The organism is Natronorubrum halalkaliphilum (assembly GCF_009834785.1).
In the GTDB taxonomy this organism is placed as follows: Archaea; Halobacteriota; Halobacteria; order Halobacteriales; family Natrialbaceae; genus Natronorubrum; species Natronorubrum halalkaliphilum.
On the sequence record NZ_WUYX01000019.1, the window covers coordinates 94,277 to 106,247 of the forward strand.

The 11,971-nt window shown below is 67.6% G+C and carries 7 protein-coding genes and 3 pseudogenes; 6 read left to right on the forward strand and 4 right to left on the reverse strand.

Going from position 1 to position 11,971, the window contains the following annotated elements; genetic code table 11:
* Positions 1–30: 30 nt before the first annotated feature.
* From GS429_RS04825 to ddh, 3 genes are all read right to left on the reverse strand, one after another.
* Positions 31–912: a homoserine kinase gene (locus tag GS429_RS04825; RefSeq protein ID WP_160063247.1), complete on the reverse strand. Its 882-nt coding sequence runs from the start codon at positions 910–912 to the stop codon at positions 31–33.
* Between the two features lie 77 nt (positions 913–989).
* On the reverse strand, positions 990–1,565 hold the full coding sequence (locus GS429_RS04830) for a GNAT family N-acetyltransferase (RefSeq protein WP_160063249.1): 576 nt from the start codon (positions 1,563–1,565) through the stop codon (positions 990–992).
* Positions 1,566–1,567: 2 nt separating this feature from the next.
* Positions 1,568–2,497, reverse strand: a complete 930-nt coding sequence (gene ddh, locus GS429_RS04835; RefSeq protein ID WP_160063251.1) for a D-2-hydroxyacid dehydrogenase — start codon at positions 2,495–2,497, stop codon at positions 1,568–1,570.
* Positions 2,498–2,878: 381 nt separating this feature from the next.
* Between ddh and GS429_RS04840 the strand changes: the two genes are divergently transcribed.
* Positions 2,879–4,234: a polysaccharide deacetylase family protein gene (locus tag GS429_RS04840; RefSeq protein WP_160063253.1), complete on the forward strand. Its 1,356-nt coding sequence runs from the start codon at positions 2,879–2,881 to the stop codon at positions 4,232–4,234.
* Between the two features lie 200 nt (positions 4,235–4,434).
* Here the strand turns inward: GS429_RS04840 and GS429_RS04845 are convergent, their stop codons facing one another.
* Positions 4,435–5,817 carry an eIF2B alpha/beta/delta subunit family protein gene (locus GS429_RS04845; RefSeq protein ID WP_160063255.1) on the reverse strand — a complete coding sequence of 461 codons (1,383 nt, stop codon included), beginning with the start codon at positions 5,815–5,817 and terminating at the stop codon, positions 4,435–4,437.
* 252 nt (positions 5,818–6,069) lie between these two features.
* Here GS429_RS04845 and GS429_RS04850 point away from each other — a divergent pair.
* The 5 genes and pseudogenes from GS429_RS04850 to GS429_RS22075 form a co-directional block, all read left to right on the forward strand.
* Positions 6,070–7,083, forward strand: a pseudogene (locus GS429_RS04850) (NRAMP family divalent metal transporter).
* 3 nt (positions 7,084–7,086) lie between these two features.
* The gene (locus tag GS429_RS04855; RefSeq protein ID WP_160063257.1) at positions 7,087–9,249 is read left to right on the forward strand and encodes a hydantoinase/oxoprolinase family protein; all 2,163 of its coding nucleotides are present in this window, start codon (positions 7,087–7,089) and stop codon (positions 9,247–9,249) included.
* Positions 9,246–10,931: a hydantoinase B/oxoprolinase family protein gene (locus GS429_RS04860; protein WP_160063259.1), complete on the forward strand. Its 1,686-nt coding sequence runs from the start codon at positions 9,246–9,248 to the stop codon at positions 10,929–10,931. Before GS429_RS04855 ends, GS429_RS04860 begins: the two co-directional genes overlap by 4 nt.
* A pseudogene (locus tag GS429_RS04865) lies at positions 10,928–11,672 on the forward strand (maleate cis-trans isomerase family protein). The gene GS429_RS04860 and the pseudogene GS429_RS04865 overlap by 4 nt, the downstream one beginning before the upstream one ends.
* A 209-nt stretch (positions 11,673–11,881) precedes the next feature.
* Positions 11,882–11,971 (forward strand): annotated as a pseudogene (locus GS429_RS22075) (DoxX family protein); the annotation flags it as partial.

Sequence of the window (11,971 nt, forward strand, 5' to 3'; positions counted from 1 at the left end):
CTCACTCGAGTGATGAGTGCGAATCGGCGATCAGTCCCGGTACAGCCGCGCCCCCTCGCCGACGCGAGTCTGGTAGGCGCGGCTCTCGATGCCGACGCCGTCGAAGGCGTCGACCATCGATCCGGCGATGGCCCGCTGGTCGCGCTCGCGACAGACCGCGAGAATCCCCGGTCCGGCCCCGCTGACCGTGACGCCGGTCGCGCCCGCCTCGAGGGCCGCCTCGCGAACCTGCTCGTAGCCGTCGATCAGGGCGGTCCGCTGGGGCGTGACGATGGCGTCGTTCATGCCGCGGCCGACGAGAACGGGATCGTTCCGTGTCATGCCGACGGTGAGCGTGGCGGCGTTGCCGACGGTGTCGACGACGTCCTCGAGGGGCGCCGAGTCGGGGACGACCCCGCGAGCGTCGCGCGTAGAGACGCTGGTCTCCGGAAGACAGGCGACGACCGGGATTTCGCTATCGACTTGCGTGACGCCGTCGTCGGTAACGATGGTGAAACCGCCCAACAGCGAGGGGGCGACGTTGTCCGCGTGCGCTTCGCCGGAGACGAGCGCTTCGCCCTCCGCAGCGATCGGCACGAGTTCTTCCCGCGAAAGACCGCGAGCGTAAAGCGCGTTAAGCGCGAGGGCCGCACCGGCCGCGCTCGCAGCGGAGGAGCCCAGACCCGAGGACGGGCGCACACCCTTGTCGATCTTGATGTGTGCCGGTGCGTCGAGTGCGTCGGCGACTGCCCCGACGGTGTTCTGGTCCGGATCCTCCGGAATGTACTGGCTGCCGGCGCCGGTGACCGTAATTCGCGTTTCCGACGCGCGTTCGACTCGGATCACGTCGGCGGGCGACTCGAGGGCGACACCGAAGACGTCGAAGCCACTCCCGAGGTTCGCACTCGTCGCAGGTGCCCGCACGGTGAGCATGCCGATTCCTTCCGAGACTGCAGGCAAAAAGGTAGCGGACCGCGTCGGTCCGCGGGGTGTCCGATCTGACGGTGGGGTCACGCCGACTGTATCGTCCGTTGCATCCGCAGACACTCGAGTTCTACGCCCTCTTCCATCTCGAGGGAGACCGTTTCGATCCCCTCGTACGCCCGATCCCGATAGAAGTCGATCGCGTTTCGCGACGCCGTTAACACGAGCGTCTCGAGGCCCTCCTCACGTGCGGCTGACTCGAGCGCTGCGAGAATCGTCCGACCGACGCCCTCGCGAGCGTGGTCGGGGTGAACGTAGACGGCCCCGATTTCGCCGGTCGACTCGTCGCGGTCGCTCGGCTTGCAGTCCAGCAGGCCGAAGCCGACGATTCCGTCGGCGGTGTCGGTGTTGGAACCGGCGTCGGGAGCAGTATCGTCGCCCGCGCCGCTGTCAGCGCCGTGTTCGCGTTCGGCCACGACGATCAGAAACCCCGGCTCCTCGAGCGGGTAGCGCTCCGGATGGACGTTCGAGAGCCACGCCCGAAGCTGTCGGTCCTCGTACTCGTCGCTGCCGAGTTCGCGAATCGAGGCCGCGTGCACGTCGGCGATCGACTCGGCGTCCGCCGACGCGGCCTCACGGACGGACACTCGAGGCCCCGTCATCTTCAGACCACGCGATTGTGGAATTCCGCGTCGGAGTCGAGTCGCGAGACGTTCTTGCGGACGATTTCGCCGACGTCGCGGAAGTAGTCCCGCGTGTACGCCGCACAGTGAGGCGAGACGATCACCTCGTCTAACTCCCACAACGGGGAGTTCTCGGGGAGCGGCTCCGCCTCGAAGACGTCCAGCGCCGCGCCGGCGATGGCATCCGACTCGAGCGCGTCGATCAGCGCCGGTTCGTCCACGACCGGCCCGCGGGCGACGTTGACGAAATACGCGTCCTCGCGCATGGTGTCGAACGCGTCGGCGTCGAAGAGATGCCGGGTATCGTCGGTCAGCGGGACGGTGACGATCACGAAATCGGCCTCCGCGATGGCCGCGTGCAGGTCATCGTTCGCGTAGATCGCCTCGAATCCGGGGACGGACTCGCTCGAGCGCCGAAGGCCCGTCATCTCCACCCCGAGCGAGCCGACGACCTCGGCGACACCGCGCCCGAGCGTGCCGGTTCCGACGACGCAGGCCGTTTTTCCCGGCAGCGTAAACGCCTCGTCCCACTCCGGCCGACTCCAGCGGCGCTCTTGCTGGTTCGCGACGTGATCGTGGAGCCGTCGGGAAAACGAGAGCAGGTAGCCCGCAACGGTTTCGCCGACGCTGCGGTCGTGGATTCCCGTGCTGTTGGTCAAGATCACGTCGTTGGCCTCGAAGGCGTCGAACGGGAACCGGTCGACACCCGCCTGAATCGAGTGGACCCAGTCCAGTTCGAGGAAGGCCTCGCGGTGCTCGAGGGTGACAGCGGCGTCGCAGGTCGCGATTTCGCCGTCGCCGATCACGTCGACGGGGGCCGGGAGGTCGGCGAGAAACGCCGCGAGTTCTGCGGGTGGAAACACCGCCTCGACCGAGTCGTGGACGCCGAGGCGCTCGAGTTCGAGTTGCATGTGCCGTGGGTACGGACGAAGCCGGGTTGAAGGTTTGTGTCACCGGTAGGGTAGCGCCGGTGGAGTTGCGGTTCGTTGGGGATCGGAACACACGTCGCTACGCGCCCGGCCGGTTCCCGCTCGCTGTACGGGACCCGTAACGAAGCCACGCCCCGTTCCGGACGGCCTGTTGAGACTCGGTTCTGCCGTGTCACGCGCGTCGCGCGCCGATACGGAGAGTCGTTCGGATGTCCGGAGCCGACGGTCTGGCCCTCCTCGAGTATCCGCGTCGAACAGAAAGCGGGTCAACTCGACGACGACATTTATTCTGAATTAATCCGATGGGTTCGCTGCTTGCCTCTCCATAACAAGGGTGCTGAGCCGATTTCGATACACGATCACATGAAACGGCGCTCCTATCTCACGACGTCGGCGATCGCTATGAGCGCGTTCGCGGGCTGTTTCAGCGACGATCCAGCACAGCGGAGTCAGGACGAAGAGGGCGTCGGCGACGACACTGTTGACGAGGAGAGTGACGTCGCCGATGACGGCGAGGACGTCGAGGAAGACGATTCCGATGACGGTGACAGTGACGATGACGGCGACGACGAAAGTGCGGACGAGGAGCCGGGACTACTCGGCACGTTCGACGACTTCGAGGACCTCGGACGGTGGGAGATACTTGCCGGCAGATTCGAAGCCGACGCCGAGCGCGCGTACGAGGGCACGCAGTCGGTCCGATTGCGCGCGTCCGCGTCAGAAGACCAGGTCAGAATCAGGCGGCCGCTCCCGGAACCGATCGACGTTCGCGAGGTCGCCCCCGCGCTGGCGCTCGCGACCGACGACGCGGCGAACCCGGTGATCCAGCTCCAGGACGCCAGCGGAGATTTCTTCCAGTTCAAACAGCACGTCCGCGAGGGCCACCCGTTCGTCAGGCGGAACTTCGGCCACACGGCCGTCGGCGGCGACCCCGACCTGAGCGCGATCACCGAAATTCAGGTGATAGACTGGAGCGGGGACCAGGAGCGCGAGTTCTGGATCGACGACCTCCACTTCGTCCCGCGGATCACCGAGGCTCGCGTACTGATCCAGTTTCAGGGCGGATTCGAGTCGGACTACACGCTCGCCTATCCGATCCTCGAAGAGTACGGCCTGTCCGCCTCGACGTTCCTCGCGACCGACCGGATCCGACCGGACGCGTCGATGGCGGGCGATCGGTTAACCGAAGCGCAGGTCGCCGAACTCGTCGACGCCGGCTGGTCGCTCGGGACCGTCGGCGCTCGCCACCAGCATCTCCATCAGGTCGAACCCGAACGGCTCGAGTCGGACCTCCTCTCGCCGCTTTCGTGGTTCGCCGAGCGCGGCTACCACGACGCGCAGTACTTCGCGTTCCCCGGCGGCCGGTTCGACCAGCGGATGCTCGACATCGTCGGAGAGCACTACGACCTCGGCTTCGCGGGCCGCCACCGAGCCCAAGCGTACGCGACCAACCCGCTGACCGTCACGCGCATCTCCGGCGGCGTCGACCGGCGGAACCTCACCGCCGAGCAGATGATCGACGCGATCGACTGGACGGCTCGCTACGGCGGGCTCACGACGATCACCTTCTACGAGATGGACGACGAGGACGCCGCGGCACTCGAGGAGACGGCCGCGCACCTCTCGGCGCTCGTCGCCGCGGGCGAGATCGAACTGACCACGCCGGCGGAAATCGCGACCGAGTTCGTCTACCGGGGAGATGACGGAACGACTCGCTAGCAGCGTAAGAATGCGGCTCGGAGAAAAGCCCTCGTCACAAGGGGCTCGGAGGGGGTAACTCTTCGTCACTGCCGCGGCCCCTCGTAAGTCCCGAAGGGATTTCCCTCTGTCGCTTCCTCATACGGATTGCTGTAACTATGTACCGCCGATCACCGACCCCGTCCCTGGTGATCGGCGGTAATTGACCACAGTAAACCGTATCAGCCGTCGCTCCACTCCTCGAGCGCCCGCAACTCTTCGACGACGTCCCCGACGGCGTCGGTCTCGAGTGCGCCGCGCTCGGTGACGACCTCGTCGACGCAGTCGGCGGGCGTCACGTCGAAGGTCGGGTTCGCGACATCGAACAAGGCGTCGCCGTCGTACACCGCCGATCGGCCGCCGCACTCGAGGGGAACCTCCTCGCGGGTCGAGAGCTTGTCGGTGGCGGCGACGACCGAGACCGGAATCCCCTCGCGGGACCCGGCGAGGGCGAGCATCCGCGTCCCGGTCTTGTTCACGACGGCTCCGTCGGCGCGGATCGTGTCGGCCCCGACGAGCACCCGGTCGACGTCCTCCCGCGAGAGGAGGTGCGCCGCGGCGGCATCGGTGTGGACCGTCACGGGACAGTCGACCTCGTCGGCCGCGGCCAGTTCCTCGGCGACGTCGATCCCTTCCCGGGCCGGTCGCGACTCGGCGACGAAGACGCGAGACGGCTCGCCCCCGCGGAGGGCCTCGAGGACGGTTCCCGATCGCGAGAGCGTCATCACGGTCCCGGCGGCGCGCTCGCTCGCCGTCGCCGCGGCGTCGTCGTCGGCCGCGAGCGCGCGGTCGACATTCGAGAGGGTCGACTCGAGGACCGCCGGCGCACCGGCGACCGAATCCTCGTCTTCGGCGGCGACGGCGTCGGCCATCGCCCGGTTGACCCGGTTCCGCAGGACCGCCATCGAGGGCCGGGCCTCGAGCAGTCGGTCAACGAGTCCGGTGAGTTCGTCCCACTCGCCCGCCGGATCGGGACCGAACTCCGCCCGTTCGGCGACGAGCAGCCCCGCCCGGTCGCGAAGGACCTCGAGTGCGCGGATCGACAGGAGCGCAGCCCCGTGTTCGTCGTCGGCCGCGATCGAACGGACCGTCGGCGCGACGCGTTCGTAGGCCGTCCACAGTTCGGGCACCGTTTCCCGGTCGGCGTTGAACCGGGTCTCGAGGCCGTCGTCGGGGTCGAGATCCAACATCTCGGTCGGCGCGACCCACTCGAGGGCGTCGTGTTCCTCGCTCGGGTCGACCGCTCGCGAGTCCGTATCGAACAGGTACGGATGGACGACCCACTCGCGTCCGAGCGCCGGATCCTCGAACTCGACCGGACGGCCGGCGCGGACGAACGAGACGCCGTCGCCGGGCTCGAGGCCGGTCTCCTCCCGAATCTCGACGCGGACCTGTTCGTCGGGATTGCCCTCCGCGAAGCCGGAGACGCCGCCCCACCGGCCCGCGTAGGTGCCGACGGCGTCGCTCCGGTGTAACAACAGTACGTCGCCGCGATGTCGGAGGAAGGCGGTGACGACGTGGCTCGTACGTTCGTCCCCGTCCTCGGTCCCCATCTGATCGGTCATACCTGCTCGCACGACCGCGCGCAGGGAATCGCTTTCGGGACTGGATGCCGTAGCCAGGCACTCTCCCGTGTAGTGCTCGTTCGCTGACCGGACCAGTGCGTGAACTATACGTAGCTCGCGTTCTACGTGAGAGCATGACACAGCGCGTAACCGTCTCGCTCGACGACGACTCGAGCGCGATTGTGAATCGTATGTACGATTCTTAACAACCCTTTTACTGCTCTCGGAGAGGGATGACTGTGGACACATATCATGGGTGTACTCGACAGACTGAAGGCGATCGGACCGGGCGCGCTGGTTGCGGCGGCGTTCGTCGGTCCGTGAACGGTAACGACGGCGAGTGTGATCGGCGCGGAGTACGCGTACCTGCTCGTGTGGACGATCGCGTTCTCGATTCTGGCGACGATCACCGGCGTCAGCGAGAACATCTGGGGACCGCTCATCGGACTGGTCGCCGCCGCGTTGCTGTGGTCGGGCAGCTACAAACTGATCGAGCGGGTCTTCATCGGACTCGTCATTGTCATGGGTCTCGCGTTCGTGCTCAACGCGATCATCGTTCGACCGGATATCACCGCCCTCGGCGGCGGCCTCGTGCCGACGGTTCCCGAGGGCTCGGCGTACCTGATCGCCGGCCTCGTCGGCACCACCGTCGTCGGCTACAACCTGTTCCTGCACGCGAGCACCGTCCAGGAGCGCTGGGACGGCGTAAGCGATCTCGCGGAGTGTCGAACCGACACGATCGCAATGGTCGTTATCGGCGGGGTCATCACGACCTCGATCGTCGTGACGGCCGCCGCGGTGTTCCCCGACGGAACACAGATCGCCGACGTCGGCGCGATGGCCGACCAACTCGATCCCGTCTTCGGCGGCTACGCGCTCACGTTCTTCGCGATCGGGCTCTTCGCGGCCGGCTTTACGAGCGCGATGAGTGCACCCCTCGCGGGAGCGTACGCGACCGCGGGCGCACTCGGCTGGGAGCGCGACCTGCAATCGACCCGGTTCCGCGCGATCTGGATGACGATCCTCGGCGTCGGCATCGTCTTCTCCGCGCTCGATTACAACCCCGTCGAGGTCATCGTCTTCGCGCAGGTCGCCAACGGGCTCCTCCTGCCGATCCTCGCGGTCTTCCTCATCTACGCGATGAACAACGACGAACTGCTCGGCGAACACACGAACACGACCCTCCAGAACGTCCTCGGCGGCCTCGTCACGCTCGTCGTGATCGGTATCGGCCTGCAGACGCTCTACGACGTGCTGATTCTCTAAGCGATGGATGATTCAAACGCGAACGATAACTCAGACGTACCGATGACCGACAACGACCTGCACGCCGACGGCGGCCGCGCCTCGAGTTCGGCCACCCGAATCGGCGTCGACGTCGGCGGCACCTTCACCGACGTCGCGCTCACCGTCGACGACCGCCTCGTCACGGCGAAGGTACCGACCACCGACGACCAGCACGTCGGCGTCCTCGAAGGGATCTCGAAGGCTTGCGACCGGGCCGGTATCGAGCCCGCGGCGATCGACGAGTTCGCCCACGCGATGACCGTCTCGGTCAACGCCCTCCTCGAGCGCGGCGGCGCGAAGACGGCGCTCGTCACGACCGAGGGGTTCCGGGACGTCCTCGAGATCGGCCGGCAGAACCGGCCGGAACTGTACGACCTCGAGGCCGAGAAGCCGGATCCGCTGGTCCCTCGCCAGCGCCGATTCGAGGTCGACGAGCGGACGACACCCGAGGGCGTCGAGCGAGCGGTCGATCCCGACGAGGTCCGCGCCCTCGCAGCGGACCTCCGCGAATCCGAGGCCGAAGCGGTCGCGGTCTGTCTCCTGCACTCCTACGCCGATCCCGAAAACGAACGGCTCGTCGCGGAGACGTTACGCGAGGAACTCGACGTTCCCGTTTCGGCTTCCCACGAGGTGCTCGCGGAGTTTCGCGAGTTCGAGCGGACGTCGACGACCGCTGTCGACGCCTACGTTCGGCCGGCGATCGACAACTACGTCGGGCGACTGGTCGAGGAGAGCGAGGACGCCGGAATCCCGGCACCGCGGATCATGCAGGCAAACGGCGGCATTACCGACCCCGAAACCGTTCGTGAACACGCCGTGACGACGACGCTGTCCGGCCCCGCCGCGGGCGTCGTCGGCGCCGCGGCGACCGTCGACGACGCCGACGTCGAGGGGCTCGTCACCTTCGACATGGGCGGCACCTCGAGCGACGTGAGCCTCGTCCGCGACGGTCGAGCGGAGCGAACGACCGACGCCGAGATCGACGGCCTGCCGATCCGGACGCCGATGGTCGACGTGAACACCGTCGGCGCGGGCGGCGGCTCGATCGCGTGGGTCGATTCCGGCGGCGCGCTCCGAGTCGGTCCGCGCTCGTCCGGCGCGGAGCCGGGTCCGGCCTGTTACGGACGCGGCGGGACCGAGCCGACGGTCACCGACGCCAACGTCGTGCTGGGCTACATCGGCTCCGAGACCGCGCTGGGCGGCGAGATGACCCTCGACGTCGAGACCGCACACGACGCTCTCGAGCGACTCGCCGACGAGGCGGGCCTCGAGAGCGCGCTCGAGGCCGCACGCGGCGTCTACCGCGTCGCGAACGCGACGATGACCCGGACCATCCGCTCGGTGACGGTCGAGCGGGGTCACGACCCCCGCGAGTTCGCTGTCGTCGCATTCGGCGGCGCGGGACCGATGCACGCCGCCGCGCTAGCCGACTCGCTCGAAGTGGATCGCGTCGTCGTCCCGCGGCCGGGCGGCGTCCTCTCCGCGTTCGGTCTGCTCGCGGCAGACGAGAGCTACGACGCGGTTCGGACGGTCGGTGTCGGACTCGATTGCGAGGCGCGTAGCGCCTCGGACGGTCGAACGGGGAGCGAAGCGACCCGTGAGACGGCCGATTCATCGGAACTCGAGGACGTCTACGACGACCTCGTCGAAAACGTACTCGCGGACGCCTCCGACCCCGACGCGGCGCGGGTCGAACGCGCCGCGGACTGTCGCTACGCTGGCCAGAGCTTCGAACTGACCGTTCCCGTCGACGAGACGTTCGACGCAGACGCGGTCGCGGAGCGCTTCCACGCCGCCCACGAGCGCGCCTACGGCTACGCGATGGACGAATCGCTCGAGGTCGTCAACCTGCGAGCGACGGCGACGATTCCGGGAACGGAGCCGACCGTCCGCCACAAAGGGGCTGGCGACGCGCATCTCGGCTCCCGGAACGCACACTTCCCCGGTGCCGGCGTCGAGTCCCGAAAGACGACCGTCTACGACCGGGATCGACTCGCGTCCGGCGCAGCGATTTCCGGGCCGGCGATCCTCGAACAGGCCGAGAGTACGACCGTCGTCCCGCCGAACTGGGGCGGCGAGATCCTCGAGGACGGCACGCTGGTGATGCGTCGAGCGGCGGACGAAACGGAGGTGAGCGAGCGATGACGACAAATTCGACAACCGACCCGACCGACGCCGACGGTATCGATCCGGTGACCCTCGAGGTCCTTCGTAACCAACTCGAGAGCGTCGCCGAGGAGATGGGACAGACCTTGATCCGCGGCGCGTACTCGCCGAACATCAAGGAACGACGGGACTGCTCGACGGCCCTCTTCGACGCCGAGGGACGGATGATCGCGCAGGCCGAACACATCCCGGTCCACCTCGGGGCGATGCCGGCAGCCGTCGACGCCGTCCGCGAGTACGACCCGAAGCCGGGCGACGTGTTCGTGCTCAACGACCCCTTCACTGGCGGGACGCACCTGCCGGACGTGACGATGGTATCAACTATTGCACCCAAAACGGAGGGGGCGCCGGAGAGCGACGGAACCGAAATCGTCGGCTACGCCGTCTCCCGCGCCCACCACGCCGACGTAGGTGGGATGACCCCCGGCAGCATGCCCGCCGGGGCCCAGGAGATCTATCAGGAGGGGCTTCGACTGCCGCCGACTCGACTCGTCGAGGGCGGCGAACGCCGTGAGGACGTGCAGTCGCTCATCCTCGCGAACGTCCGCAACCCCACCGAGCGACGGGCCGACCTGCGGGCCCAACTCGCGGCGAACGAACGCGCCGAGGAACGGCTGAGCGCGCTCTTCGACGAGCACGGCCGCGAGACGGTGCTGTCGGGGTTCGACGCCGTGATCGATTACTCCCGCGAGCGGATCGCGGACGAGATCGCGGCCCTTCCCGACGGCACCTACGAGGCGAGTGACGTCCTCGAGGGCGACGGCGTCACCGACGAGGATATCGAGATCAGCGTCTCGGTGACGGTCGACGGCGAAACGATCGGCGTCGATTTCTCGGGAACCGCGGGGCAACTCGAGGGGAACCTCAACGCTCCGATCGCGGTCGCAAAGAGTGCGGTCTACTTCGTCGTTCGCTGTATTACGGACCCCGAGATCCCGCCGAACCACGGCTGCTACGAACCGGTGAGCGTCCACGCACCCGAGGGAACGTTGCTGAATCCCGACCCTCCTGCCGCCGTGGTCGGCGGCAACGTCGAGACCAGCCAGCGCGTGACCGACGTCGTCTTTACCGCACTCGCGGGGGCCGCACCCGAGCGCGTGCCCGCCCAGGGTCAGGGGACGATGAATAACCTCACCATCGGCGCGCGCGACGGCTCCTTTACCTACTACGAGACGATCGGCGGCGGCTTCGGCGCTCGAGCCGACCGCGACGGGATGGACGGCGTGCAGGTGGGCATGACGAACACGCTCAACACGCCGATCGAATCGCTCGAAACCGAGTACCCGCTGCGGGTCGGTCGCTACGCGCTCCGGGACGGCAGCGGCGGACGCGGGCGATTTCGGGGCGGGTTGGGCCTCGAGCGCACGGTGACCGTCGAACAGGACGCGACCGTCTCGCTGCTGACCGAGCGCCGCCGTCACGCGCCGAAGGGCGTCGCCGGCGGCGAGAACGGCGCGGTGGGCGAGAACCTGATCGACGGCGACGCGGTGCCCGCAAAGACCACCGTCGACGTGGCGGCCGGGACGACGGTGACCGTTCGAACGCCCGGCGGCGGCGGCCACGGCGATTCCGATGAACGGGACGGAAAGGCCCTCGAGGCCGATCGGTCGGCCGGGAAGCGAACCGACTCAGACGTGGAGACGGGGGAGACTGACCGATGAACACCGGCGCCGACGCCGACGACGTCCGCGGCCGACTCGGGCTAATCGTCCCCTCCTCGAACACCACGGCCGAACCGGAGTTCCCGCCGGTGGCTTCCCGGCGAGATTACGGTCCACGGCGCGCGAATGGAACTCGAGTCTGTGACCGTCGACGCGCTGGACGCCATGAGCGACGACGCTGCGCGGGCGGCCGAACTGCTGGGTCACGCTGACGTCGACGTCGTCGCCTACGCCTGTACCACCGGCAGCCTGCTCCACGGCCCTGGGTTCGACGCGGAACTCGAGGAGCGACTTCGAGAGGCGGCCGACGCGCCCGCCGTCGCGACGGCCCGCTCGGTGGTGCGCGCACTCGAGGCGCTCGAGGCCGAACAAATCGCCGTCGTCACGCCCTATACCGCCGACCTCGACGCAAAAGAGCGCGACTTTCTCGAAGCGTCGGGCTTCGAAGTCGCGTCGATCGACGGCTGGGGACTCGAGGCGAACACGGCGATCGGCGCGCTTGACGCCGACGACGCCCACCAGCAGGTGCTCGACGCCGCCGACAGGGACGACGACCTCGACGCCGTCTTCGTCTCCTGTACGAACTATCGGTCGCTGGCCGCCGTCGAAGATCTCGAGTCAGAACTGGGGCTCCCGGTGATCACGAGCAACGGCGCGACGCTGTGGGACAGTTGTGGCGCCGTCGGACTCGAGGGCGATCTCGACGGTCCGGGGGCACTATTCGACCGCGGTCGGGCGTGAGTACGCTCGAGTGCCGCCGGACGCGTATGGAGTTCTTGAGGGAGGTGATCGATCGCGGCGGTACAAGTTGGACTCGACCGACCGTTTCGCGGTCGGATCGGAAGCGAGAACGCCAGTAGCGCACGGATGTTGTTCCCAACGGGCGGGAAAATGGGTATTCGTTCAAAGGTCTTGCCCGCCTCGTATCGAGTATAAAGAGGAATCCGATCATGTCCACTACTACTCGAAACAGACTCGAAAGCCGGTATGCGGGAATTACGCTCGAAGGACACCCCCACGCGCTGACGGCGTGGTTCGTC